Consider the following 26,146-nt stretch of genomic DNA (forward strand, 5'->3'; position numbering starts at 1 on the left):
CGTCGGCTGCCTTTCGCGGGTAATGTTTGGCTGCGCGACGCCGCGCGTTATCGTCGGCTACGAGCAGTGCAATGCGACGCAGACGGAGTTGGAGATGAAGGCATTCCCGTTCGACACGCAGGACGTGGAAAACCAGCCGCCCGAATTCGCGGCGCGCGACCTGTGGGCCGATGACATGGCGCTGCGCGAAGCCGTGCAGCGCGAGAACGCATCCGGTTTCGCTGTCCACCTGCAGGAATACGGTGCGCTGGCCGGGAGCGAGTTGCTCCAGTTGAGCTTCGACGCGCATCGCGATCGTCCGCGCCTGCGCACGCACGATCGTTTCGGGCATCGGCTCGATGTCGTCGACTTCCATCCGCATTACCACGCAGTGATGGCGGCTGCGATCGAACACGGCGTCGCGGGCCTGTCGTGGAGCCAAGCACGACCGGGTAGCCACGTCGCGCGTGCGGCGCTGAGCTACCTGCACGGACAGGTCGAGCCGGGAAGCAGCTGCCCGTTGACGATGACGCACGCCGCGGTGCCGGTATTGCGCCATGAGCCGGCCTTGCGCGAATGGGCGGACAAGGCGATCGCGCCGCACTACGACCCACGCGACGTGCCGATGGGAGCCAAGGCCGGCGTCACGCTCGGCATGGGGATGACCGAGAAACAGGGCGGCAGCGACGTGCGCGCGAACACGACGCGTGCTACGCCGATAACCGGAGGCAACGAATACACGCTCGTCGGACACAAGTGGTTCTTCTCTGCGCCCATGTCCGACGCGTTTCTCGTGCTCGCGCAGGCGCCCGGCGGGCTGAGCTGCTTCCTGATGCCACGCTGGCGGCCAGATGGAACGAAAAACGCATTCCGCCTGATGCGCCTGAAAGACAAGCTCGGCGACTGGTCGAATGCGTCGTCCGAAGTGGAGTTCGACGATGCATGGGCATACCGGGTGGGTGAAGAAGGCCGCGGTGTCGCCACCATCATCGAGATGGTGATGCTGACGCGCTTGGACTGCATGCTCGGCTCCTCGGCGTTGATGCGCATGGCATTGGCGCAGGCAATCCATCACGCGCGCCATCGCCGCGCGTTCGGAAAGCGGCTGGTGGAACACGCGCTGATGCAGAACGTGCTCGCCGACCTCGCCATCGAAGCCGAAGCATCGCTCGCGCTTTCATTGCGGCTTGCCGGTGCCGTCGATCGCGCGCCGGGGGATGCCCGCGAAGCCGCCTTCGCGCGCATCGCGACGGCCATCGGCAAGTTCTTCGTCTGCAAGCGCGCGCCCACGTTCGTCAACGAGGCGCAGGAATGCCTCGGCGGCAATGGTTACGTCGAGGAATCGCTGTTGCCTCGCCTGTATCGCCAGGCGCCGCTCAATTCGATCTGGGAAGGCAGCGGCAACATCCAGTGCCTGGACGTGCTGCGCGCGCTGTCGCGTGAGCCGGAAACGCTCGCCGCTTTCATGAGCGAATTGGAAGCAGCCCGCGACCTGCATCCGTCGTTCGACAGCGAACTGTCGGCCCTGCGCATGCAACTGCAGGCCGGCCAGGTAGCGGAAGCCAGCGCCCGGCTGCTGGTCGAGCGCATGGCGCTTACGCTCCAGGCCAGCGTATTGCTGCGCGCCGGAAGTCCGGTGGCCGAAGCGTTCTGCCGATCGCGATTGTGGCGCGAGCACGGATTGGTGTTCGGAACGCTTCCAGCGGAACTGAATTTCGCCGCGCTCGTGGAGCGCGCCTTACCTGGTTGATGCCGGGGGATGGTGCATGCGCTCCCAGTCTTCGACCGGGCCCCGGCGCAGCGAGAAGAGCGGATGCAGTTCCGGCTGGATTGCTCCTTGCCAGGATTCGAACACGGCGGGGGATCGCGACTGCAGCTTGTCCATCAGGTGTGCCCATTCGCAGGCAACCTGACTGTCGGTGACGGCGATGTGCGCGACATTCCGGCGCGGGGCGATTTTCGTGCGATCGAAGCTGTAGCCGCGCGCGCCCGCCTCATCGTGGATGGCGGCGAGATAAGCGTTGATGGCCGATCCCGGTGCCGCGTGCGCCTGGAATCGCACCAGTTGCGGATGATGGCGATAGCCACGCGTCTCGCGAAGCAGCACGGCCTTGGCGAGCAGTGCTTCGCGCCACAGTGCGACAAGTCCTTGCGGATCGAGATACTTCGGATGGAGTGTCCACAGGCGCACCTGGTGCTTGTCCGTCAATCCAGAAACTGCAGCTTCGCGAGCTCCGCATACAGCCCGCCCTGTTCGAGCAACTGTGCGTGCGTGCCTTCGGCAACCACGCGTCCGTGATCCATTACCACGATGCGATCAGCCTTGAGCACGGTCGCGAGGCGATGGGCAATCACGATGGTTGTCCGCCCTTCCATCAATTTCTCCAGTGCCTGCTGCACGGCGCGTTCGCTCTGCGCATCCAGCGCGCTGGTAGCTTCGTCGAGCAGCAGGATCGGCGCGTCCTTCAGCAAGGCGCGGGCAATCGCGATGCGCTGCTGTTGTCCGCCGGACAGGCGCGCGCCGCGTTCGCCGAGTTCGGTTTCCAGTCCCTGGGGCAGGGCGGATACGAAGTCGGAGGCGTGGGCGGCCCGCACCGCGGCTTCGATCTCCGCATCGCTGGCTTCGAGCCTGCCGTAGCGGATGTTGTCGCGCGCGCTGGTTGCGAAGATCGTGGGCTGTTGCGGCACGAGCGCAATCGACCCGCGCAGTGCCGCTGGATCAAGTTCGCGAACGTCGACGCCATCGACGCGCACCGTTCCCTGCTGAGGATCGTGGAAGCGCAGCAGCAGCGAGAACACCGTGCTTTTGCCGGCTCCCGAGGGCCCGACCAGCGCCACGGTTTCGCCCGGATGCACGCGCAGGTTGAAGTCCACAAGGGCGGCCTGGTCGGGGCGCTGCGGGTAGTGAAAGGTGACGTGCTGGAAGGCGAGTTCGCCCTGCAGTGGAGAGGGCAGCGGCTGCGGGTGTTCGGGCGAGACTATCGCAGGCGCTTCGACCAGCAGCTCGCCGATGCGGCCCATGCCGCCGGCAGCGCGCTGCAGGTCGTTCCACACTTCGGCCAGCGCACCCACCGAACCGCCGCCGATCAGCGCGTAGAGCACGAACTGACCGAGCGTGCCTGCCGTCATGCTGCCGCCCACGACGTCGTGGGCGCCGGACCAGAGCACGATGGTGATTGCGCCGAATACGATCGTGATCGCTACTGCTGTCACGATCGACTGCGCACCGATGCGCTTGCGCGCCACATTGACGGCAGTGCGCAGCGCTTCGGTAAAGCGGCCGTGTTCGTAGGGCTCGCGCGCATGCGCCTGCACCGTGCGAACAGCGCCGAGGGTTTCCGCGGCGAGCGTGTTCGCATCAGCGATACGGTCCTGGCTTGCCCGCGAGATCTTTCGCAGTCGACGCCCGCCGATCACGATCGGAAGCACCGCGAAGGGAATGCCGATCAGCGCATATGCGGCCAGGTGCGGGGCGGTGACGAACATCATTACGATCGAGCCGATTACCGTCACCACGCTGCGCAGCGCGACGGACATCGTCGAACCCACGACGCTACGCAGCAATTCGGCATCGGCGGTGAGTCGCGAGACGAGCTCGCCGCTGCGATTGCGATCATGGAAGCCCGCATCAAGACCGAGCAGCTGCGTGTAGAGGCGCTCGCGAAGATCGGCCACCACGCGTTCGCCCAGCAACGAGACGAAGAAAAAACGCGCCGCCGTCGACAACGCCAAGGCCAACGCGGCGAGGAACAACAGCAGGAACGCGTGATCGATCGCAGCGCCGCCCGAAGCGAATCCCTGGTCGATCACGACGCGCGCGGCCGCGGGGAAGCTCAGCGTCGCCGTGCTCGAACACGCGAGCGCCACCAGCCATGCGATGAACAACCCCAGGTGCCCGTGCACGAAAGGCCACAGGGTGCGCAGGCTGCCGATTGGGGCTTTGGAGGGAAGGTCGGACATGGGTGCCTTGTCTGGGATGCTACGGATGTATCGCGCTTGCTTTGTACGTCATTCCCGCGGAGGCGGGCTTTCCACAGACAACCGTCTGGTCATCCTGTGTCTTGCCTTTGTTGCCTGCGGCAATGGTCGTATGCGCGGAGCAGGAAAACCTGCCGGGTTCCTGTTACGCGGGAACAAGATGGCGATGAGCCTGCAGGAACTAATCCGCCGCAAAGCGCACCCGATCCCGGGTGGCGTCGCGAAGCTGCATTTTCAAGGCATCGACGCGGTCGGCGGGAAGCCGCAGCCGCAGGCTGGCGCCTTCGGCAAGGAAATCCTCGCCCAGCTTTTCGGCTCCGAACTGGCCCAGCGCCGCGTGTACCGGGCCCGTGACTTCGAACGGATAGGTGATTACGACCTCCGCATACGCGACCAATGGCTGTCGGGATGCCGTCCGCAGGCATTCGGCCACTGCGCCACCGTAGGCGCGCACCAGACCGCCCGCACCCAGCTTGATGCCGCCATACCAGCGCGTCACCACCGCCATCACCCGGTCAAAACCCTGGCCGTCGATAGCGGCAAGGATCGGTCGTCCTGCGGTGCCAGCAGGCTCGCCGTCGTCGCTGAAGCGGTATTCGTTGCCGATCCGATACGCCCAGCAGTTGTGAGTCGCGGCGGAATCGGCAACTTCATGAAGGAAGGCGAGCGCGACTTCCGGCGTCTGCACCGCTGCGGCATGCACGATGAAACGGCTGTGCTTGACCTCCAGCGTGTGTGCCGTGCGCGCGGCCAGCGTGTCGCTCATTGCTCCGTTTCGACGAAGGCGCGCAGGTCGTCGGGAAGGCGGACGCGCGGATACTCGCGCTGGAACAGCTTCAGGCTTGCGCGCGCGTTGTCGACGTCCCCGTCATCGCGGCGTGCGCGGATGCGTTCAAGCCATTCGACCGAGGCCAGGTGCGTGTCATCGTTGACTGGAACCTCGGACCAGTCGACGTCGGGATTCGTGCGAATGCGCGAGCCGGTGACTTCGACGCGGTCCAGCGTGGTGCCTTCTGCTTCGCCGGCCGCTGCAGCTTCGCGCGCAATAGCGGACGCCTTCTGCGCGGCGTTGCGTTCGCGTCGTTCGGCAGCCGCACGGGCCGCCGTGGTGTAGGTGGCGCGGCGTTCGCGCGTTTCGGACGGCGGGGCGGCGAAGCCGTCGTCCAAAGGGCGTGCATCGGCAGCCGCGTCCGCCGTGCGCGCAAACGCCTCTGGCGCCGCAGGTGCCAGCGAACCCGCTTCGCTGGCCGCAACTGGTGCGGACGCAGGCGCCGGTGCGCTCACGGCGGCTTGCGACATCGGCTCCGGAACGGAAACGGCACGAGCAGCAGCCGGCGCTGCGGCCTTGGGTAGTGGCATACGCGCGGGTGCAGGCGAAGACGCGTGTTCCGCCACCGCTGCCGCATCGGCGACCCGCGATGCCGGTCGATCCGATGGTGGCGCGATCAGGATGATTTCCTCGCCGGCGTCGGCTTCGCTCCGGGCGGTTACCGCGCCGTATTGCGGCCGCAATTGCCATACCACGCCGAGCACCAGGACCGCAGCGGCCGCGACACCGACGCCGGTAACCAGCGCCGGCGGAACGCCGAGCCACGCCAGCCCACGCCGCTTCGCGGGCTTGCGCGGCACCGAAGCGGCATGCGCAGCCGCCAGGATCTTCGCGTCGAGCGCAGGCGACGGCCCAGCGACCGGACCGATGCGCCCAAGCTGCGCCGCGAGCTCGCGCTCTTCGTCGGAGAAGGGCTCGGCGTCGAACGGCTGGTGGTGGTCGGGGGTGGTCATTCGTTCAATCTCTGGCGCAGCTTGTCCATGGCATAGCGAAGCCGCGATTTCACTGTCTCCCTGCCGACGCCGGTGATGGCGCCTATCTCCTCCAGGCTCAGTTCCTGTTCGAGCCGGAGCAGCAGCACTTCGCGTTGCTCGTCTGGCAGCTCCTCCAGCGCCCGCTGCAGGCGGCGGCGCTGTTCGAAGTCGGAAAGCTCGCGCTCCGGCGTGGTCGGGTCCGCCACGCGGGCCGCGCGCTCGTCGGCGTCGTCGGGCGCAGGCGGCCGGTGTTTCGCGGCCCGCCAATGATCGTTGAGCCGGTTGTGGGCGATCCTGAACAGCCATGTCGAAAACGCCGCTTCCGGTTTCCAGCCCTCGCGTGCGGCGATCACCCGTTGCCACACGTCCTGGAAGAACTCGTCGGCCAGGGCCTGGTTGCGCAGCTGCCGCATCAGGAAGCGGTACAGCGGGCCACGGTGGCGCGCGTACAGCGTCTCGAATGCCACCGCGTCGCCGCCCACCCAGGCCAGCATCAGCAGGTCGTCATTGGCGTCGGTACCCGGATTCATCACCGGCAGGTTACGGGTTGCCGCCGATGGCGTGAAGCCGGCAGGTGTCGCGCCGCGGCCCGCCTGCAACGTTGGTGGGCAAGGCGACGGGCCGAACGTGAGCAGGGGCGCCGGTGCCAGCGCGAGGACGAGTTCCATGGGACAAGGAACGCCCGGGCCGAACGGTCGGGGTCGATCATCCACGCCCATGGCCGCAGGGGTTATCCTCCCTGCGATCGTCAAGGGGATGAGAGGCGAGTGCAGCGATTGCGGTCGATGATGGTCAAGCCCGTGGAGCCGGTGGAAGGCGGCGCGCAGGCCCTGGCTGGAGTGCTCCAGGAGGGGCTTCCGTCCGGGTCGCAGGTGCTGGTGCGCTGGCGAGACGCCGTAGGTGTGCTTGGTTTCTCGATGTCCGAGCACGTGCCGGACCACCTGCATGAAATCGCCAACCAGCTGATGGGCGCGGGCCGCGTCGATTGCGAGGACGCGCACACGTTGTCCCAAGCCTGGGATGGCGAAGGCGAAACCCGCGCCGCGATCGTGGCCCTGATTCCCGAAACCATGTCGCAAGCCACCCGCCGCGGCTGGCTTGCCATGGCGAAGACGCTGGTCGCAGCGCATCTGTCCGAAACGGAAGCGAGGGCGCGTGCAGCGTTGCTGGAGAAGTCGGAACGGCTGCAGCAGGCGTTGTACGAAATCGCCGACCTGGCGGGTTCGGATCTGGAAATGGCCGACATGTTGCGGCGCATCCACGCGATCGTCGCCGGCCTGATGTATGCGGAGAACTTCTACATCGTGCTGTACGACGATGTGAGCGATTCGCTGCGCTTCCTCTATTTTGCCGACCGGCAGGATCCCTACGTTGCCGACCCGGCGCTGGAGATCCCCGCGATCGACCTGCCCAACAGCATGACGCTGGCACTGCTCAGGCGCGGCGAGCCGATGCGCGGTCCCTCCGTCGTGCTGCGCAGCCAGATGGGCGTCCTTCGCGATCTCGAACATGGCCCGGACAGCGAGGACTGGCTGGGCGTGCCCATGCGCCGCGACGATCGTGTCTGCGGCGCCGTCGTCGTGCAGAGCTACGATCGCCCCGACGTCTACCGCGACGAGGAACGCGCGCTGCTGAGCTATGTCGCGCAGCACATCCTCACCGCGCTGGACCGCCGCCAGGCCCGCGACGATCTCGAGCGCCGCGTCGAAGAGCGCACCCGCGCCCTGCAGCACAGCAACCGCGACCTGCAGGCGGAAATCGTCGAACGCCAGCGCGGCGAACGGCTGCAGCGCGCACTGTTCCGCATCGCCGAGCTTTCGATCACCTCGGACACGCTCGAACGCTTCTACGCGCAGGTGCACGACGTCGTCGGCGAGCTGCTGTACGCGCGCAACTTCTATATCGCGCTGGTTTCCGAAGACGGCACGCAGATCGAATTCCCGTATTCGATCGACGAACGCGATGCCATGCGGCAGGCACGCCAGTTCGCCCGCGGCCTGACCGAGTACGTCATCACCCAGGGCCATGCGCTCCTCGCCGACCGCCCTCGCATCGAGGGCCTGCAACGGGCGGGGCTGGTTCGCAGCAGCGGCACGCTGGCGCACTGCTGGTTGGGCGTGCCGTTGCTTCGCGATGACATCGTCGTCGGCGTCATCACTGTGCAGAGCTATTCACCGGCGATCAGCTTCACCAACCGCGACCAGGAGCTGCTGACCTTCGTCGCGCACCACATCGGCATCGGCCTGGCGCGCAAACAGGCGCAGGACAGCCTGCTGACGGCACACGGTGAACTCGAGCAGCGAGTCACCTCGCGCACGCGCGAACTGGCCGAAGCAAACGCCGAGCTGCTGGCGCAGATCGGCGAGCGCCTGCGTGCCGAGCAGCAGCTCACCCACCAGGCGCGACACGATGCGCTGACCGGCCTGCCCAACCGCACCCAGTTGCTGGAGCGCATGGCAGCAGCGATCACGCGTGCGCAGGCGGAATCCGCGCAGGGGCATGCGCCATCGCGCTACTTCGCGGTGCTGTTCCTCGACCTCGACCGCTTCAAGCTGGTCAACGACAGCGTCGGCCATTCCGCAGGGGACGAGCTGCTGATCGAAGCGGGCCGGCGCATCGTCGCCACCGTGCGCGGCGGTGATACGGTCGCGCGGCTGGGGGGCGACGAATTCGCCATCCTGATCGCGGACATCGAAGACCTGCACGTTGCCGAGGACCTCGCGCGCCGCGTGCTGGTCGCGCTCGGTGAACCGTTCTGGGTGGCCGGGCGCGAAGTGTTCCCGTCAGCGAGCGTGGGCATTGCCGCGTGGCATCCGCGCTACCAGACCGGCGCGGAAATGCTGCGCGACGCCGATGCCGCCATGTACCGGGCGAAAGCCGGTGGCCGCAACGGCTGCGCGGTGTTCGACGAAGCCATGCGCGAGGAAGCGCTGCGCATCCTCGACCTGGAAGCCGACCTGCGGCGCGCGATCAACAGCGACGACTTCGTTGCGCATTACCAGCCGATCGTCCGCCTGAGCGATCGTCGCGTGATCGGCCACGAAGCCTTGCTGCGTTGGCGCCATGAACGGCGCGGCCTGCTCGCGCCCGGAGAATTCATCGGGCTGGGCGAGGACAGTGGCCTGATCGAGGAAGTCGACTGGCTGATGTACGCCCGCGTCGCCAAGCGGCTGGCACACGAGGAACACGGCTACATCTCGGTGAATGTTTCGCCGCGCCACTTCCTGTCGCCGGATTTCGCCGATCGCCTGCTGCGCCTGCTGGACGAGGCCGGCGCCAATCCGCATCGGCTCCGCATCGAGATCACCGAAGGCGCATTGCTCGACGACACCGCCCGCGCGCTGCGCATGCTGCGGACATTGCGCAGCAACGGCGTGCTGGCGCAGCTGGACGACTTCGGTACCGGCTTCTCCGCGTTGTCGTACCTGCATCGTTTCCCGTTGGAATGCCTGAAGATCGATCGCAGCTTCGTTGCCGGCCTGGTCGGCGATACCCGGCCCGAGAGCATGGCCGTGGTGCGTGCGATCCAGGCACTGGCCGGTTCGCTGGGCATCCACACGATTGCGGAGGGCGTCGAAACCGATGCCCAGCGGATCATCCTGCGTGAACTCGGTTGCCAGCACGGGCAGGGATACCTGTTCGGAAAGCCAGCGGAACAACTGCTGCCGCTCGGGCCGCTGCTGCGCTGACCACATCGCTGCCGATACACAACGGCCCGGCATGGATACCGGGCCGTTTTGCTGACGAGCGTTACTCGCTGACGTGGATCGCCACCTCTTCCGGCTCAGTGAGTTTTTGCGCCTGCTCAACCAGTGCAAGGAATTCCCTGCGCTGTCCCCAGCGGTCGGCGCCAAGCGATTGCTTCGCGGCAGAGGCGATTTCGTTCCAGCTCCATGCGCCGATCTGCTTGCCACCGCGCAATGCATCCGCGAATGCGGCAACGGAAACGGCAAAGCGCATCGGTTCACCCGGCTTGGCGGCAAGTTGCGAGCGCAGGATCGGAGTTTCGATCAGGCGGCTGGTGTCTTCGCCCGGACGCTTGTAACGAAGGCGCAGGTGCGCGAGTTCCTTCGCGTCGCCCTTGTTGGCCGTCGTGGCGGCGGTGCCATAGCGCAGCTCCGGCAGGCGTTCCGCGCCGGAACCCACTGGGGTGATTTCGTACAGCGCCGTCACTTCATGGCCCGCACCGATGTCGCCGGCGTCGACCTTGTCGTTGGCGAAATCCTCGCGCCTGAGCACGCGGTTCTCGTAACCGATAAGGCGGTACTCGGCGACGGCGGCCGGATTGAACTCGACCTGGATCTTCACGTCCTTCGCGATGGTGAGCAGCGTCGAACCCATCTCCTGCACGAGCACCTTGCGCGCTTCCATCGCGGTGTCGATGTAGGCGTGGTTGCCATCGCCGACGTCCGCGAGCTTCTCCGCGAGTTCGTCGTTGTAGTTGCCCTGGCCGAAGCCGAGCGTGGTCAGTGCGATGCCGCTCTTGCGCTGGTCGGCGACAAGCGTTTCCAGCGCGTTCTGGTCGACGGTGCCGACGTTGAAATCGCCGTCGGTGGCCAGGATCACCCGGTTCACGCCATTGCGGATGTACGCCTGTTTCGCCATCGCGTAGGCAAGGCGGATGCCGTCGCCACCGTTGGTGCTGCCGCCGGCGTCGAGGCGATCCAGCGCTTCGAGGATGTCCTCGCGCTGCGCGCCGGTAGTCGGCGGAAGCACGAGTCCCGCCGAGCCTGCGTACACCACCATCGAAACGCGATCCTGCGGACGCAGGTGTTTGATGAGCTGGCGCAGCGAGTCCTTCACCAAAGGCAGCTTGTCGGGACTGTCCATGGAGCCCGACGTGTCGATCAGGAACACGAGATTGGCCGGCGGAATCTCCGCCTTCGGCACGTCGTACCCCTTGATGCCGATCATCAGCAGCTGGCGCTTGCCGTTCCAGGGCGCCGGCGCCAGCTCGGTGGTGACGCGGAACGGGATGTCGCGCGAAATGGGCGCAGGGTGCCCGTAATCGAAGTAGTTGATGAATTCTTCCGCGCGCACCGCGTCCGCCGGCGGACGAACGCCATCGGCCAGCATGCGGCGGACGTTGCTGTAGCTGCCGGTATCGACGTCGATGGAGAAGGTGGACACCGGTTGCTCCGACGTGCGGTGCACCGGGTTGTCTTCGGCATGCGCGTATTTTTCGGTGTTGGAAGGCTGGGGCATGACCACCGGGGCGTAGAGCTCCGGGGCCGCCATGTTGCCGGCGATGCGACTGCCGGTAACTTCGACCCGATCCAGTGTCGATTGGGCCGTCTGGTAGGCGACGCTCGCAGGCGGAGGGGACGGCGGAGCCGGGGCCAGCGCACGTGCGACCTGCGCCTTGGCCGCGGCGGCTTCGCGCATGCGCCTTGTTTCGAGCTTGCCGCTCCCGGCGGCGGCATCCGCGGAAGCCGCGGCGGCATCGGCCGCGGCTTCGGCTTCCGAATCAGAAAGATTGCGATTGGCCGTGCTGCAGGCCGCCAGGGCCAGTGCAAAACCGAGGGCCAAGGCCAGGCGATGTGGCTGGTGCGAGCGTTGCATGGTGCGTCTCCGCGGCTGGGTTGCCGATGGAAACGCGCGGATCTGGAAAACGGGGTTGCGCCTGCGAACAGGTGCCGGGCCAGGTGTGGCCGTCCGAAACCCGCGGCGTCAATACGACATCACCAGGCTCCAGCCATTGATGAAGCCGGCGTTGCCTGCCACCTGATCGGTAACCCGCAACTGCCAGGTGCCGTTTGCATTCACGCCCGACGCGTCGCGCACGTACGAGGTAACGAGGTTGTCGGTGGTTCCACCCGTGCGCGAGTGCAACCGATACACAGCGCCCCCCGGAGCGATCAGATCGACCACCAGATCGCCGATGTTGGGATGGCGGATATCCACGTTGACGCGAAGCGAGGCAGGCGCCGTGCCCTGTATGCCCGTGACCGAACGCGTGCTGGTTGCCGTTCCCGTGCTCGGTATGGTCACGTCGGTGGAAGTCGAGAAGGTCCGGCTGCCCGCAACCGTGAAGAGCACCGCAGCTGGCGCGCCATTGCGATTGCTGCTGTCCGTGCCACGCGTGAACACGGTGTGCCGTCCGATCGGCAGCCCACTGGTCGACAACGTTGCGCTCGCCGATTCCGCACTCGAACTGAACGAGCCGTCCGAGGGCGACATCGCGAACCCGGTCGCGCCCGACGACCACGGTCGCTGGTTGAGGTAGGCCCGCGCGGAAGCGATCTGTTGCACGGCTTCCGTGCCCTGGCTCTGGTTGAAGCGGCTGTCGTCGAAGCGTGCGGTCACCACCACCGGCGTTCCAGCGCTCACCCGCGTGGGCGAGATGCTGATCGAAGTCGTGTCGGGACCCGACGGATAGTTGTACGGCGACCACAGGTTGCGCGCGGCGTACTTCAGCGCGTTCAAGTTCTGCGGCAACGTGCTGCCTTCGAACGTCGAACACGACTCGAAGAAGCTGACGCCCATCTCGATCGTGTAGCTCGGCGCTCCGAGCAGGCCATACACCGTATCGGTCGTAGTGCCGTCCGCCACGTACAGCCCGGTCCATTGCCGTGGCGAGTAATCGTTGAACCACGCCATGCGCCGCCCCAGCGTGCGCAGTGCGGTGGAATTCGGCGGAGCCGTGCTGGTGTGCGACCACGGCCACAGCACCATGCGGGCGTAGCTGTGCAGGTCGATGAACATCCCTCGGTAATCGCTCGGCGCGGGCGTGGTGGTCGCATCGCCGCGGCGATCGGGCAGCACGCCGCCGCGATACACGCCGGTGCTGTCCGGGCTGCCTACGACATAGCGCAGCATGCTGGCGGTCTCCGGTTCGGAGGTCGGCGCGGCACCGCGGTAGTTGCCGAGGCACGGGTTTCCGCTGGAGCCACCGGAGGCGCTGTTCCAGCGGAACGGGAAGTTGCGGTTGAGATCGACGCCGTATGCATTCGTGCTGCACGTGCCATTGAGGTTGTCGACGTTCTTGCGCCAGGACAGTCCCGATTCCGCCTTCTTGCGCCCGTCCGGGTTGGCCTGCAGCACGAGGTGGAAGCGGAAGTTGTCGAGCAGCCAGGTCGCTTCGCTGTCGATGCCGTAGCCGCTGACCAGCCATTCACCGAAACGCGTCAGCACTTCGGCGGGCGTGTATTCGCGTGCGTGGATCGAACCGAATACGACCATGTTCGGTTTGCTGGTGATGGTCGCATCGGTCGCCGAATTGTTGAGCCGCAGCACGCGCATCCGATAACCCGCGCCGGGATCGCGACTTCGCAGCCAGCTCGGGCCGATGTCGACGACCCGTGCAAGATTCGGATGCGTCGTGGCCAGCGCATCCATCGTCGCGTACGTTTCCTCCACAGTGCGGTAGCAGGAGTAGCTCGGGATGGATTCGATGCCGATTTCGCCCTTGCCGGCCATCGCGGTTTCGGCTTCGCGCATGCGCCGCGTGGCGTTGTCGTCCACGTCGACCCGGATGCCTGCGCGCTGCAGGGCAAGGATGTCGTCCGGCGATGCCTCAACCTGCACCGTATGCCGTTTCTCGTCCACGATCACGTGCTGGAAGTGCGACGCGATCGTCTGCAACTCCGCGCGATTGCGATATTTCGCGGTGATGAATACGAGCGAATCGTCAGCCGCGTACACGGCCCCGGCCGCGATTGCCATCGACGCCGCCAGCCCAGCCAGACCCGCATGCCAGCGCATGGAACACCTCCCGCGAACCCACGTGCGCAGAGCGTGGGGAGCGGGCAGTGAAAACGATGCGAACCGCTGCTTTCCGCGCTGGAGTGCGTAGCTCAGCCGTGAATCACCAGGAGGCGCTGTTCGGTCATGTCCTCGATGGCATAACGCACGCCTTCCCGGCCCAGGCCGGAATGCTTCACGCCGCCATACGGCATGTTGTCCACACGGAAGCTAGGCACGTCACCGACGATCACACCGCCGACTTCGAGCCGGTCCCATGCGCGCATCGCATTCGACAGGTTGCCGGTGAACACGCCCGCCTGCAGGCCGAAGTCGCTGTCATTGACCAGATCCAGGGCTTCCTCGAAATCATCGAAGGGCTCGATCATCGCTACCGGACCGAACGCTTCCCTGCGATACAGGTCGCTGTCGTGCGAAACCTTCTCCAGCAGCGATGCGGGCAGCATGTTGCCGTTGCGTGCGCCACCGGCGAGCATTCTGGCGCCGCCCTTGCGCGCGGCGGCGATCCAGCTTTCGACGCGTTGCGCGGCTTCCTCGTTGACCATCGGGCCGATGAAGGTCTTCTCGTCGCGCGGATCGCCCATGCGCAGTTTCGCGACCGCGGCCTTCAGCTTGCGGCGCAGCTTCTCGTAGATGCCTGTCTGCGCATAAATTCGCTGCACGCTGATGCAGCTCTGGCCGGACTGGTAATAGGCACCGAAGACCAGCCGATCGACCACGTAATCGAGCGATGCGCCTGGATCCGCATCGACGATGCAGGCCGCGTTGCCGCCGAGTTCGAGCGTGACCTTCTTGCGGCCGGCGCGGGCCTTCAGGTCCCAGCCGACCAGGCCGCCGGTGAAGCTCAACAGCGCGATGCGTTCGTCTTCGATCAGCGCAGCGGCGTCGTCAGTGTTGCAGACGACGACCGAGAACGCACCCCTGGGCAGCTCCGTCTCCGCGAGGATCTCCGCGATGATCAGTGCGCCGATCGGCGTCTTCTCTGCCGGCTTGAGGACGAATGGACAACCCGCGGCGATTGCGGGCGCGACCTTGTGCGCGACGAGGTTGAGCGGGAAGTTGAACGGCGTGATGAAACTGCACACGCCGATCGGAACCCGCTTCACCATGCCGCGATAGCCGCGGGCCCGCGGGGAAATCTGCAGCTCGATCACCTCGCCATTGCCGCGCGTCGCTTCGCCTGCGGCGATGCGGAAGGTGTCGATCAGGCGCGTGACTTCGCCGCGCGCGTCGCGGATCGGTTTGCCGGCCTCGATGCACAGCGCCAGCGCGAGTTCCTCGAAGCGTTCGCCGAAGCGGCGCACGCAATGTTCGAGCACGTCGCGGCGTGCGTCGGGCGGAAACGCCGCCATCGCGTTGCGCGCCTTGTGCGCGGCGACGATGGCCTTGCGTACCGCCGCGGCGTCGGCGAGCGCGACGCGGGTGGCGCGCTTGCCGGTGTATTTGTCGAGAACGTCGAGTTCCTGCTTGCCGGTGACCGGTTGGTTCGCGAGGTAGTAGGGGTAGCGCTTGGCGAGCATGGCAGTCCTCCTTGCTTCTCAAGCCTAAACCATCGCTTGTCGAAGCTGCGCCTCGTGGCGCAGACCCTGCGTGGTGCGTTTCGCTCGCACCGCTACACACCGCGCAGGCTTCGCCCTACGACTCGACCTTGAGCGGCAGCGTGCCGTCGGCCAACCTTGCTTCGAGGCGATCGCCGGGCACGGCATCGAGCACGCTGCGCACTACGCGCCCATCCGGATGGCGAAGGATGGTGTAGCCGCGTGCGACGGTCGCGAGCGGACTCACCGCTTCCAGTGAACGCGCAAGGCCACGCAGCCGCAGTGTTTCATTTCCGAGCCGCCGCACGATCGCCGCCTGTGGTCGCGAAGACACGGCGGCAAGCCGTTCCCGCAGCCGCGCAATGCGACGCTGTGGGTGCGCGGCACGCAGCACCGCATCGGCATGGCGGACACGTGCGCGCTCCCGCTCGAGGCGCCGCTGCCAGGCCGCGGCGAGCCGCCGCAGCGCATCACCCTGGCGCCGACAAAGCGCATCCAGTCGGGCGCGCGGACGCAGCGCATTCAGGCGCAGCGCAGCGCGATCGGCACGCTGCATCGCTGCGCGCAGGCGCTGTGCCTGCAGGTCGCGAAGCCGGGCATCGAGCGCGCGCAGGCGGCGCAGGAGATCATCGCGGCTGGGCACGAGCAGCTCGGCCGCAACCGAGGGCGTTGGCGCACGCAGGTCGGCAGCGAAGTCGGAAAGGCTGAAATCCGTTTCATGTCCGACCGCGGAAACCACCGGCACGGGAGAAGCGGCGATCGCGCGCGCAAGCCGCTCATCGTTGAACGACCACAGGTCTTCCAGCGAACCACCGCCGCGAGTCAGCAGGATCACGTCGTAGCGTCCCGAAGCCGCCGCACGCTGCAACATCCGCACGATCTGCGGCGCGGCCGCCGCGCCCTGCACCTGCACCGGCAACACTTCGGCTTCGACCAGGGGAAACCGCCGCGCCAGCACGCTGAGCACGTCGCGCACCGCCGCACCGCTCGGCGAGGTGATCACGCCGACGCGGCGTGCAAAATGGGGCAGGGGACGCTTGCGCTCGCTATCGAAGAGACCTTCCGCGGCGAGCTTCGCCTTCATCTCCTCGAAGGCCCGCCGCAGCGCGCCTTCGCCGGCCTCTTCCATGTGGTCGAGCACCAGCTGGTACTCGCCACGTGCTTCGTAAAGCGTCAGGCGGCCGCGCGCGAGCACGTGCACGCCTTCCCGGGGAATGAACTTCAGCCAGGAACTCTTCGGCTTGAACATCGCGCAGCGCACCTGCGCACGTTCGTCCTTGAGCACGAAGTAGAGGTGCCCGGACGACGGCCGCGACACGTTGCCCAGTTCGCCCTCGACCCAGATCAGCGGGAAGCTGCCTTCCAGCAGGTCCCGCGCCAGCGTGTTGAGCTGGGAGGGGGTGAGGACGTGGGCGTCGTCGTGATTCATGAACCAGGCGGAGCGGACTGCCGAAAAACCGGGCGGCCACGGTACCGCAGCGGGGAGCCGGGGTCACGCCGACGCTACAATATGGCCATGAATTCAGCGATCGATCTGACCCCCGCCGCGCCTTGCACCGGCATGACCTTCGGCCCGCAACCGCGCCGCCACACCCGCGCCGTCACCGTCGGTGGCGTGCAGGTCGGCGGCAGCGCGCCGGTCGTCGTGCAGTCGATGACCAACACCGACACGGCGGATGTTGCCTCGACCACGAAGCAGGTGGCCGAACTGTGGCGCGCCGGATCCGAACTCGTACGCGTCACCGTCAACACGCCCGAAGCCGCCGCCGCCGTGCCGCGCATCGTCGACAAGCTGGCGATGATGGGCGTGAACGTGCCGATCATCGGCGACTTCCACTACAACGGGCACCAGCTGCTGACCAACGAGCCGGCGTGCGCGGAAGCGCTGGCGAAATATCGCATCAATCCGGGCAACGTCGGCTTCGGCAAGAAGAAGGACACGCAGTTCGCCACGCTGATCGAGTTCGCGATCCGCCACGGCAAGCCGGTGCGCATCGGTGCGAACTGGGGCTCGCTGGACCAGGCGCTCGCGACGCGGCTTATGGACGAGAACCACGCCTTGCCCGTGCCGAAGGAAGCGGCGGAAGTGCTGCGTGAAGCGCTGATCCGCTCGGCGCTGGATTCGGCGGCGCGTGCCGTCGAGATCGGATTGCCCGCGGATCGCATCGTGCTGAGCGCGAAGGTCAGCGGCGTGCAGGAACTGATCTCCGTCTATCGCGAACTCGCGCGCCGCAGCGATTTCGCGCTGCACCTGGGTCTCACCGAAGCCGGCATCGGCAGCAAGGGCATCGTCGCCTCCTGCGCGGCGCTGGGCGTGCTGCTGCAGGAAGGCATCGGCGACACGATCCGCATCTCGCTGACGCCCGAGCCCGGCCAGTCGCGCACCACCGAAGTGATCGTCGCGCAGGAACTGCTCCAGACCATGGGCCTGCGGGCGTTCACGCCGATGGTCACCGCGTGCCCGGGTTGCGGCCGCACCACCAGCACCTTCTTCCAGGAACTCGCATCGAGGGTGCAGGAGCACGTGCGTGCGAAGATGCCGGAGTGGAAGGTCACGCATCCGGGCGCGGAGAACCTCACGCTCGCGGTAATGGGTTGCGTTGTGAACGGGCCCGGTGAATCGCGCCACGCGAACATCGGCATCTCGTTGCCGGGCACTGGGGAAGCGCCTTCGGCGCCCGTGTTCGAGGACGGCGAAAAGACCGTGACGCTGCGTGGCGAAAACATCGCCAACGAGTTCGTCGAGCTGATCGACCGTTACGTCGAACGGCGCTATGGCTCCGCCGGCCAGGCCTGAGCAGGCCGCACGAACGCTAGCCAGGGAGGCGCGCTTCGGCGCGGCCTTCCTCCGCCGGTACGGGCTGCGGTTGCTGCTTCTGTTCATCGGCGTGCTGCTGCCCTTGTGGGGCTTCGCCGGACTCGTCGAGGAGCTGCGGGAAGGCGAGCCTTTCGTGTTCGACGAGCCGATCCTGATGTTTGCCCATGAGATGGCGACGGCGGGTTTCGATCGCGCCTTCCTGCTGTTCTCCGCGCTCGGCTACACCTGGGGCGTCGTGCCGCTCGACATCGTGCTGGTCCTCGCGCTCGCCCTGCGAAAGCGTGCGCGTGAGGCGCTGTTCGCCGGCCTTGCCCTGGGCGGATCGGCATTGCTCAATGTCGCAACCAAGCAGCTGTTCGCGCGCGAACGTCCGTCGTTGTGGGAATCGATTTCGCCCGAAGACACCTTCAGCTTTCCCAGCGGCCATGCGATGGGTTCGATGACGCTGGCTTGGGTCTGTCTGCTATTGGCATGGCGCACTCCGTGGCGCTGGCCGGTAGCGCTCTTCGCGGGACTGTTCACCGTGCTCGTCGGCCTGTCGCGGGTTTACCTCGGCGTGCATTACCCCTCGGACATCCTGGCGGGCTGGACGGCGGCGTCGGTCTGGGCAGTGTGCTGCTTCTTTGCCGTGTTCCAGCATCGCCGGTATCCGTGGCAGCAACGGCAGGTTCCGCGCACTCCGTAGGTGGTTGAGCGCAGCGATACCGATCTTTTGGCCAGTAAGGATTACTCGCCCGGCTTCGCCGCTTCCACCGGCGCCGTAGTCGCATGCTGGCGCGCGAGCCTGGCTTCGCGATGCGCGATGTAGGCATTCGCGGCGAGGATGATGGTGGCGCCGATGACGGTCCAGCGGTCGATGCTTTCGCCGAACAGCAGGTAGCCCGCCGTCGCGACGAGGGGAAGCTGCATGAAGCTGATCGGTTGCAGCGCGGAGACGTCGCCCAGGCGCAAGGCGCGTGTCCACAGGAGCTGGCCGCCGGTGCCGAAGACGCCGGTCAGCAGCAGCCATCCCCACTCCATCCCGTGCGGCCACTGCCACACGAACAGTGCCGGCACCAGCGACAGCGGCACCCAGAACACGTAGGTGTAGAAGACGATGGTATCGGCCGGATCGACGCGCGAGAGCTGCTTGATCTGGATGGCGACGATCGCGCTCAGCACCGCGGCCAGCACGGCGACGAGTGAGCCGTGCGAGAAATCGGTCGTGCCCGGGCGCACGATCACCAGCACGCCGATGAAGCCGACGATCACTGCCGCCCAGCGGCGCTTGCGCACGTGCTCGCCGAGCCAGAACACGGCGAGGATCGTGACGAACAGCGGCGTCGAATACGACAACGATATCGCCTGCGACAAAGGCAGGTGGCCGATGGCCCAGAAGCCGGACAGCATCGAGCCGATGCCGATCGCGCTGCGCAGCAGGTAGCGCGGCAGCTGCTTCGTCCGCAACGATGCGCCGCCGTGCAGCAGCAGCGGCACCAGTGCCAGCAGGCCGAAGGTGTTGCGGAAGAAGGCGATCTCGAACGTCGGCAAGGTGCGTGACGCGTAGCGGATGGTCACGGCCATCAGTCCGAAGAACATCGTGCTGATCAGCATCAGCCACGCGGCTCGGGCGAAACGGTGCTGCGGAGGCGCGCTTGCCGTCACCACTCGCTCACCACGTGGCGCCGATGACGCGCGGTTCGGGTTCCAGCGAAACCCCGAAACGCGACCGCACCGAATCGGCGATGCGCCGGGCGAGGCCGAGCAGCTGCGCGCCGGTTGCGTTGCCGTGATTGACGAGCACCAGTGCGTGCGAAGCGGCGACGCCGGCATCGCCGTCGCGATGGCCCTTCCAGCCGCATTGATCGATCAGCCATCCGGCCGAGAGCTTGCGCGTGTCGTCATTATTGCCGCGGAACACCGGCAATGCGTCGTGCTCCGACTTCAGTGCTTCGGCTTGGGCCGCCGGCACGATCGGATTCTTGAAGAAGCTGCCTGCGTTTCCCAACACCGCGGGATCGGGCAGTTTGCGCCGGCGGATCGCGATGACCGCGTCGGCGACGTGCTGCGGCGTTGAGGCAGTGACGCCGAGGCTGTCGAGCTCCTCGCGGATGCCGGCGTAATCGAGCTTCAGCGATGGCTTGCGCGACAGGCTGAACTCCACCGCGGTCACGATGTAGCGATCGGGCTGCTGCTTGAACAGGCTGTCGCGATATGCGAAACCGCAACTGTCCGCATCGAAGCGGTGCATCGTGCCGGTCGCGGGGTCGAACGCTTCCACCGCATGGATGAACTCACGCACTTCCGCGCCGTAGGCGCCGATGTTCTGGATCGGCGCGGCGCCGACGGTGCCCGGGATCAGCGCCAGGTTTTCCAGTCCGCAGAAGCCCTGTCGCAACGTGCGCATCACGAAGTCGTGCCATTCCACGCCGGCATCGGCGCGCACGATGGTGCGGTCGCTGGCGTGGCTGTCCGGTGGCAGGTCGGGCTGCGACACGCGCTTGCCGGTGAGCGCCAGCACCACGCCTTCGGGATTGCCGGCGAACAGCAGGTTGCTGCCGCCGCCCAGCACCAGCGAGAGCGATCCGCCGTAATCGGGATCGGCGAACAGGGCAGGCAGCGCGCTTGCGTCCGAGACTTCCACCAGCACCGGCGCGGTCGCCGCGACGCCGAAGGTATTGCGTGATTGCAACGAGGCATCGCGTGCGATGCGGATCGAATCGGTCATGGAGTCGTGGTTCGCGATCTCAGACTTCGGGCGGCAGGTTGCCGCGGCTGGGAGCTTCCTTGCGCCGGCGCAGCGCTTCCACGCATTCGCGCACGAGCCCCGGGCCGCGATAGACGAGGCCAGTGTAGAGCTGCACGAGCGTCGCGCCGGCGGCCTGCTTCGTGGCGGCTTCCGCGCCGGAGACGATGCCGCCCACGCCGATCAGGGGAATCGACTCGGGCAGGCGCGTGCGCAGCATGCGCAGGATGGTCGTCGACGCACCCATCAGCGGACGTCCCGAAAGCCCGCCGGTTTCGGTCGCGTGTTCCGCGCCTTCGATCAGCAGCGAGCGGGACACCGTCGTGTTCGTTGCGATCACGCCGTCGACCTCGAGGTCGGCGAGCACCCGCGCGGCGGCATCGACGTCGCTCTCGCTCAGGTCCGGTGCGACCTTCACCAGCATCGGCACGCGCTTGCCGTGCTTGGCCCCGAGCCGCTCCTGCTCCTCGCGCAGCGTGCCGACCAGGCGGCGCAACGCCTGTTCTTCCTGCAGTTCGCGCAGGCCGGCGGTGTTGGGCGAGGAGATGTTGACGGTGACATAGTCGGCCAGCGGATACACGCGCGACAGGCAGTACATGTAGTCGCCTTCGGCCGCTTCGTTGGGCGTGTCCCTGTTCTTGCCGATGTTGATGCCAAGCAGGCCGCCGCGCCGTTGCGCGCGTTCGACGTTGCGCACCAGCGCCTCTAGGCCTTCGTTGTTGAAGCCGAGGCGGTTGATGACCGCCTGGTGCTCCGGCAGGCGGAACATGCGTGGCTTCGGATTGCCCGCCTGCGGCTTGGGCGTGACCGTGCCGATCTCGACGAAGCCGAAGCCCAGCGAGAGCAGCGCATCGATGTGCGCGCCGTTCTTGTCGAGACCCGCGGCGAGACCGACCGGGTTCGGGAAGGTGAGGCCGAAGGCCTTGGTCGGCAACGGATTGGGCCTGCGCGCCAGCAGCGGGTTGAGCCCGCTGCGATAGGCGAGTTCGAGTGCATCGAGCGTGAGCGTATGCGCACGCTCTGCGTCCATGCCGAACAGGAAGGGGCGGGCAAGTCCGTACATCGATCGTCGTTGTGGCCTTGGCTCTTATTTTGCTCGTCATCCCCGCGAAGCCGGGGATCCATGGACGTTATCGCTTTTCAGCTGACCGCAACGCCCATGGATGACCAGACATTCGTCTGTGGAAGGCCCCGTCTTCGCGGGAATGACGAATCGTGGAATTACAGATCGAACTTGATGCCCTGGGCCAGCGGCAGCGAGTCGGAGTAGTTGATCGTGTTGGTCTGCCGGCGCATGTACGCCTTCCACGCATCCGAACCCGACTCGCGCCCGCCGCCTGTTTCCTTCTCGCCACCGAAGGCGCCGCCGATCTCCGCGCCGGACGTGCCGATGTTGACGTTGGCGATTCCGCAATCCGACCCGGACGCCGCGAGGAACGCTTCGGCCGCCTTGAGGTTGGTGGTGAAGATCGCCGACGACAGGCCCTGCGGCACGGCGTTCTGCATCTCGATGGCTTCGTCGATCGTCCTGAACTTCATCACGTACAGGATCGGGGCGAAGGTTTCGTGCTGGACGATCTGCGCATCGTTGGTCAGGCCGGTGACGATCGTCGGCAGGACGAAGTTGCCCTTGCCCTCGATCGCGGCGCCGCCGGTTTCGATCTTGCCACCCGCGGCCTTGGCCTTCTCGACGGCATCGAGGTAGGCATCGACGCCGTCGCGGCTGTTGAGCGGACCCATCAGGTTCTTCGAATCGGTCGGATCGCCGATCTTCTTCTCGACCTGCCTGTACGCAGTGACCAGCTTGCCGAGCACGTCGTCGTAGATCGACTCGTGCACGAACAGGCGGCGCGTGGTGGTGCAGCGCTGGCCGGCGGTGCCGACCGCGCCGAATACGATGGCGGGAATGGCGAGCTTCAGGTCGGCGGTCTGGTCGACGATGATCGCGTTGTTGCCGCCCAGTTCCAGCAGCGAACGGCCCATGCGCTGGGCGACGCGTTCGCCGACCATGCGGCCGACCTTCGTCGAGCCGGTAAAGCTGATCAGCGGGATGCGACGGTCATCGACGAAGTGCTGCGCCAGCTCGCTGCCGGCGTCGTTGAACAGGAAGAAGATGTCGGGGAAGCCGCCCTTCTTCAGCGCCTCGTTGCAGATCTTCATCGCGGCGATCGCCGAGAGCGGGGTCTTCGGCGACGGCTTCCAGATCGTGATGTCGCCGCAGATGGCGGCGACGAACGCGTTCCACGCCCACACCGCGACGGGGAAGTTGAACGCGGAGATCACCCCCACGATCCCGATCGGGTGCCACTGCTCGTACATGCGGTGGCCCGGGCGCTCGGAATGCATGGTCAGACCGTACAGCTGGCGCGACAGGCCGACGGAGAATTCGCCGATGTCGATCATTTCCTGCACTTCGCCGTCGCCTTCCGGCTTGGACTTGCCCATTTCCAGCGCGACCAGCGAACCCAGCGCGTCCTTGTGCGTGCGCAGCGCGTCGGCGCACAGGCGGATGGCTTCGCCGCGGCGCGGTGCCGGCGTGGTGCGCCAGACCTTGAAGACGGCCTGGGCGCGCTCGACGATCGTGTCGTAGTCGGCCTGCGAGGAGGCCTGGACGCGGCCGAGCACCTCGCCCGTGGTCGGATTGACCGGCTCCAGCACTCCCGCGTCCTTCGTGGCCGACCACTGGCCGCTGCCGAGGTAGGTGCCGGATTCGTTTTCGGTCAGGCCGAGGGCAGCAAGAACGGGGTGGGTCACGGAAAGCTCCTGGAATCGGGGGAAGAAGCACTGGTACCCGCACGTCGATGTGCGGGCAGGCGCACGGCGTGCGATCCAAACATGGCGGCCCCGACACGATTCGAACGTGCGACCTGTCCCTTAGGAGGGGACCGCTCTATCCAGCTGAGCTACGGGGCCTCAAGGCGCGGAATTATCGCAGAGAACGGTGGGCGGCCGTACCCCGGGCACCATGGGCTCCGCAGCGCGAGGAGTCGGGTCGCGAGAGGATCGACCGTGCGCCGGGCGTTTAGGATGTCGGGGACAATCGATCGTCATTCCCGCGAAAGCGGGAATCCAGTGACTTTGTTGTTGATTTTGACTAGGTCAGGAGGACGCGAAGAGCGAAAGGCACTGGATTCCCGCTTTCGCGGGAATGACGATTCATTTTCCCGGGCCGTTTCGTTTTCCAGGTTGTTTCATTTCTGGAGGTTCTTCATTTCCCAAGCCTCTTCATTTGTCTGGCGACTTTCGACCTGGACCCCGCTCGTCGCCAATCCACAACCGAAAAAACAAAACGCCCGGATTCCTCCGGGCGTTCTGCTTTCCACGAAACGCGGCGGGTTTACTTCGACCCGCCTTCCTTCGGCTTGGGCGTCTCACCCTCGCCACCGGCGGGCGCGGTGTCGTCCGCCTGCGGGGCTTCGATCAGGCCGCGGCGTTCCAGCAGCGGTTCGATCTGCGGCGCGTGGCCGGCGAAGTTGGAGAACAGCACCATCGCGTCCTGGCTGCCGCCGCGCGAGAGCAGGGTCTCGCGGAAGTGGTCGCCGTTGGCACGGGTCAGGCCGCCGTGTTCCTTCATCCACTTCACGCTGTTCGCGTCGAGCACTTCCGACCAGATGTAGGCGTAGTAGCCCGCCGCGTAGCCGCCCATGATGTGGCTGAAGTACGGCGTGCGGTAACGCGGGTACACGGCGTGGTAGTCGAGGCCGTTCTTCTTCAGCGAAGCCGCTTCGAATGCCATCACCTGCGACGGTTCCGGGATCCTGTCCGTCGGCGCCTGGTGCAGGTCCTGGTCGAGCATGGTCGCTGCCAGGTATTCGGTCGTCGCGAAGCCCTGGTTGAATTTCGAAGCCGCGATCACCTTGTCCAGCAGTTCCTTCGGCATCGGCGCGCCGGTCTCGTGGTGCTTGGCGTAGTTGGCCAGGATCGACGGCCAGTCGGCCCACATCTCGTTGACCTGCGACGGGTATTCGACGAAGTCGCGCGGCACGCTGGTGCCCGAGAAGTACGGGTACTTCACGTTCGAGAACATGCCGTGCAGCGCATGGCCGAACTCATGGAACATCGTGGTGACTTCATCCCATGTCATCAGTGTCGGCTTGCCTTCCGACGGCTTGGGGATGTTGAGGTGGTTGGCGACGACCGGCTGGCGGCCGAACAGGCCCGACTGGCTCACGTACTCGTTCATCCACGCGCCACCGCGCTTGGACGGACGCGCGTACATGTCGGCGATGAAGATCGCGAGTTGCTTGCCGTCCGAGTCGAACACGTCGTACACCATCACGTCGGGCTGGTAGACCGGCAGGTCGGTGCGCTGCTTGAACTTCAGGCCGTAGAGCTGGCCGGCGGCGTAGAACACGCCGTTTTCCAGCACGTTCTTCATCTCGAAATACGGCTTGAGCTCGGCTTCGTCGAAGTTGTACTTCGCCTGGCGGACCTTCTCCGAGTAGAACTGCCAGTCCCACGGCTCGAGCTGGAACGTCGGCTGCCCCTTGGCCTTCTGTTCCTTGTCGATCATCGCCTGCAGTTCGGCGCCTTCCTTGCGCGCATTGGCGACGGCGGCGGGGGCGAGCTTGCCGAGCATCTCGTTGATCGCGGCCGGTGTCTTCGCGGTGCTGCGCTCCACCGAGTAGGCCGCATAGGTCGGATAACCGAGCAGCTTGGCCTTCTCGTCGCGCAGCTTGACGATGCGCGAAACCAGCGCGGTGTTGTCGAACTCGTTGCCGCGCGAACCGCGTGCGATGGACGCCTTGTAGATGCGCTCGCGCAGGGCGCGATTCTCGAGGTTGGCCAGCGCCGGCTGCGTGGTGGTGTTGAGCAGCGCGATCACGTACTTGCCTTCGAGCTTGCGCGTCTTCGCGGCCTCGGCGGCAGCGGCGATCTGCTCGTCGGACAGACCGGCGAGATCTTCCTTCTTGTCGACGACGACGGCCGAATCGTTCACTTCCTTCAGCACGTTCTGGCTGAACTTCGCGCCGAGCGAGGCGAGTTCGGCGTTGATCGCCTTCACCCGGACCTGCTGCGCGTCGGTGAGCTTGGCACCGGCGCGGACGAAGTCCTTGTAGTACTCCTCGACCAAGCGCTTGCTTTCGGCATCGAGCTTGTCGCGGCCTTCGTAAACCTTCTCGACACGCTTGAACAGCGGGCCGTTGAGGTAGATCGCGTCGAAATGCGCGGCGAACTTGGGCGAATACTCTTCATCGAGCTTGTCGCGCGCGTCGTTGGTGTCGGCGCCGCTGAGGTTCTGGAAGATCGTGTTCGCGCGCGTCAGCAGCTGGCCCGACTTTTCCATCGGAACGATCGTGTTCTCGAAGGTCGGCGCCGAGCGCGCGTTGGCGATCGCGTTGATTTCCTGGATCTGCTCGGCCATGCCGCGGTCGAAGGCAGGCGCGAAGTCGCTGTCCTTGATCTTGTCGAACTGCGGGTAGTGCAGCGGCAGCGGGCTGTCGGCGAAAAGGGGGTTGGCCTGGTTGTTCACGGCGCTGGGGGCCTGGGTGGAAGTCTGGGCAAAAGCCGGGACGGCGGCCGACGTCAGTGCGATGGCGACGGCGAGCGCGAGACGGTGCTTCATCGGGCGGATCTCATGGAACGGGAGGCCGGAGGTTA

The 26,146-nt window shown here is 66.2% G+C and carries 18 protein-coding genes and 1 tRNA gene; 4 read left to right on the plus strand and 15 right to left on the minus strand.

What is annotated here, in order from left to right; translation table 11 throughout:
• Positions 1–94: 94 nt before the first annotated feature.
• Complete coding sequence (locus ASD14_RS10750) at positions 95–1,729, plus strand: acyl-CoA dehydrogenase family protein (RefSeq protein ID WP_056133530.1); 1,635 nt, start codon at positions 95–97, stop codon at positions 1,727–1,729.
• On the opposite strand, the gene ASD14_RS10755 is transcribed toward ASD14_RS10750, so the two are convergent.
• The 5 genes from ASD14_RS10755 to ASD14_RS10775 form a co-directional block, all read right to left on the minus strand.
• Positions 1,718–2,188 carry a pyrimidine dimer DNA glycosylase/endonuclease V gene (locus ASD14_RS10755; protein ID WP_200947055.1) on the minus strand — a complete coding sequence of 157 codons (471 nt, stop codon included), beginning with the start codon at positions 2,186–2,188 and terminating at the stop codon, positions 1,718–1,720. The genes ASD14_RS10750 and ASD14_RS10755 overlap by 12 nt on opposite strands.
• Complete coding sequence (locus ASD14_RS10760; protein WP_056133191.1) at positions 2,185–3,939, minus strand: ABC transporter transmembrane domain-containing protein; 1,755 nt, start codon at positions 3,937–3,939, stop codon at positions 2,185–2,187. The genes ASD14_RS10755 and ASD14_RS10760 overlap by 4 nt, the downstream gene beginning before the upstream one ends.
• 199 nt (positions 3,940–4,138) lie before the next feature.
• Positions 4,139–4,723 carry a YigZ family protein gene (locus ASD14_RS10765; RefSeq protein ID WP_056133194.1) on the minus strand — a complete coding sequence of 195 codons (585 nt, stop codon included), beginning with the start codon at positions 4,721–4,723 and terminating at the stop codon, positions 4,139–4,141.
• Complete coding sequence (locus tag ASD14_RS10770) at positions 4,720–5,739, minus strand: hypothetical protein (protein WP_056133197.1); 1,020 nt, start codon at positions 5,737–5,739, stop codon at positions 4,720–4,722. Before ASD14_RS10770 ends, ASD14_RS10765 begins: the two co-directional genes overlap by 4 nt.
• Positions 5,736–6,290 carry an RNA polymerase sigma factor gene (locus tag ASD14_RS10775; RefSeq protein ID WP_056133535.1) on the minus strand — a complete coding sequence of 185 codons (555 nt, stop codon included), beginning with the start codon at positions 6,288–6,290 and terminating at the stop codon, positions 5,736–5,738. Before ASD14_RS10775 ends, ASD14_RS10770 begins: the two co-directional genes overlap by 4 nt.
• Before the next feature lie 255 nt (positions 6,291–6,545).
• Here ASD14_RS10775 and ASD14_RS10780 point away from each other — a divergent pair, with 255 nt between their 5' ends.
• Complete coding sequence (locus ASD14_RS10780) at positions 6,546–9,449, plus strand: EAL domain-containing protein (RefSeq protein ID WP_056133200.1); 2,904 nt, start codon at positions 6,546–6,548, stop codon at positions 9,447–9,449.
• 61 nt (positions 9,450–9,510) lie between these two features.
• On the opposite strand, the gene ASD14_RS10785 is transcribed toward ASD14_RS10780, so the two are convergent.
• The 4 genes from ASD14_RS10785 to xseA form a co-directional block, all read right to left on the minus strand.
• On the minus strand, positions 9,511–11,322 hold the full coding sequence (locus ASD14_RS10785; protein ID WP_056133203.1) for a VWA domain-containing protein: 1,812 nt from the start codon (positions 11,320–11,322) through the stop codon (positions 9,511–9,513).
• A gap of 108 nt (positions 11,323–11,430) precedes the next feature.
• Positions 11,431–13,464 (minus strand): M14 family zinc carboxypeptidase, encoded by a 2,034-nt coding sequence (locus ASD14_RS10790; protein WP_056133206.1) that lies wholly within the window; start codon positions 13,462–13,464, stop codon positions 11,431–11,433.
• Positions 13,465–13,556: 92 nt separating this feature from the next.
• On the minus strand, positions 13,557–14,984 hold the full coding sequence (locus ASD14_RS10795) for an aldehyde dehydrogenase family protein (protein ID WP_056133208.1): 1,428 nt from the start codon (positions 14,982–14,984) through the stop codon (positions 13,557–13,559).
• A gap of 115 nt (positions 14,985–15,099) precedes the next feature.
• Positions 15,100–16,431: an exodeoxyribonuclease VII large subunit gene (xseA, locus tag ASD14_RS10800; RefSeq protein WP_056133211.1), complete on the minus strand. Its 1,332-nt coding sequence runs from the start codon at positions 16,429–16,431 to the stop codon at positions 15,100–15,102.
• Between the two features lie 132 nt (positions 16,432–16,563).
• On the opposite strand from xseA, the gene ispG reads away from it, so the two are divergent.
• Positions 16,564–17,799: a flavodoxin-dependent (E)-4-hydroxy-3-methylbut-2-enyl-diphosphate synthase gene (gene ispG, locus ASD14_RS10805; RefSeq protein ID WP_157475303.1), complete on the plus strand. Its 1,236-nt coding sequence runs from the start codon at positions 16,564–16,566 to the stop codon at positions 17,797–17,799.
• Positions 17,800–17,869: 70 nt separating this feature from the next.
• Positions 17,870–18,505: a phosphatase PAP2 family protein gene (locus ASD14_RS10810; RefSeq protein ID WP_343123460.1), complete on the plus strand. Its 636-nt coding sequence runs from the start codon at positions 17,870–17,872 to the stop codon at positions 18,503–18,505.
• Positions 18,506–18,546: 41 nt separating this feature from the next.
• Here ASD14_RS10810 and ASD14_RS10815 read toward each other — a convergent pair whose 3' ends face one another.
• The 6 genes from ASD14_RS10815 to ASD14_RS10840 all read right to left on the minus strand — a co-directional run bounded on the left by ASD14_RS10815 (position 18,547) and on the right by ASD14_RS10840 (position 26,111).
• Positions 18,547–19,413 (minus strand): DMT family transporter, encoded by an 867-nt coding sequence (locus ASD14_RS10815; protein ID WP_082538916.1) that lies wholly within the window; start codon positions 19,411–19,413, stop codon positions 18,547–18,549.
• Between the two features lie 58 nt (positions 19,414–19,471).
• On the minus strand, positions 19,472–20,527 hold the full coding sequence (gene murB / locus ASD14_RS10820) for a UDP-N-acetylmuramate dehydrogenase (RefSeq protein WP_056133218.1): 1,056 nt from the start codon (positions 20,525–20,527) through the stop codon (positions 19,472–19,474).
• 19 nt (positions 20,528–20,546) lie between these two features.
• Entirely contained in the window at positions 20,547–21,608 is a 1,062-nt protein-coding gene (locus ASD14_RS10825) for a quinone-dependent dihydroorotate dehydrogenase (protein WP_056133220.1), read from the minus strand.
• A gap of 158 nt (positions 21,609–21,766) precedes the next feature.
• A complete protein-coding gene (locus ASD14_RS10830; protein ID WP_056133222.1) occupies positions 21,767–23,299 on the minus strand; it encodes an aldehyde dehydrogenase family protein in 1,533 nt (510 codons plus the stop codon).
• 82 nt (positions 23,300–23,381) lie between these two features.
• Positions 23,382–23,458, minus strand: a tRNA-Arg gene (locus tag ASD14_RS10835).
• Between the two features lie 424 nt (positions 23,459–23,882).
• Positions 23,883–26,111: a M3 family metallopeptidase gene (locus ASD14_RS10840; protein ID WP_056133225.1), complete on the minus strand. Its 2,229-nt coding sequence runs from the start codon at positions 26,109–26,111 to the stop codon at positions 23,883–23,885.
• Positions 26,112–26,146: the final 35 nt, after the last annotated feature.

It is taken from the genome of Lysobacter sp. Root494 (assembly GCF_001427225.1).
Classification (GTDB): domain Bacteria; phylum Pseudomonadota; class Gammaproteobacteria; order Xanthomonadales; family Xanthomonadaceae; genus Agrilutibacter.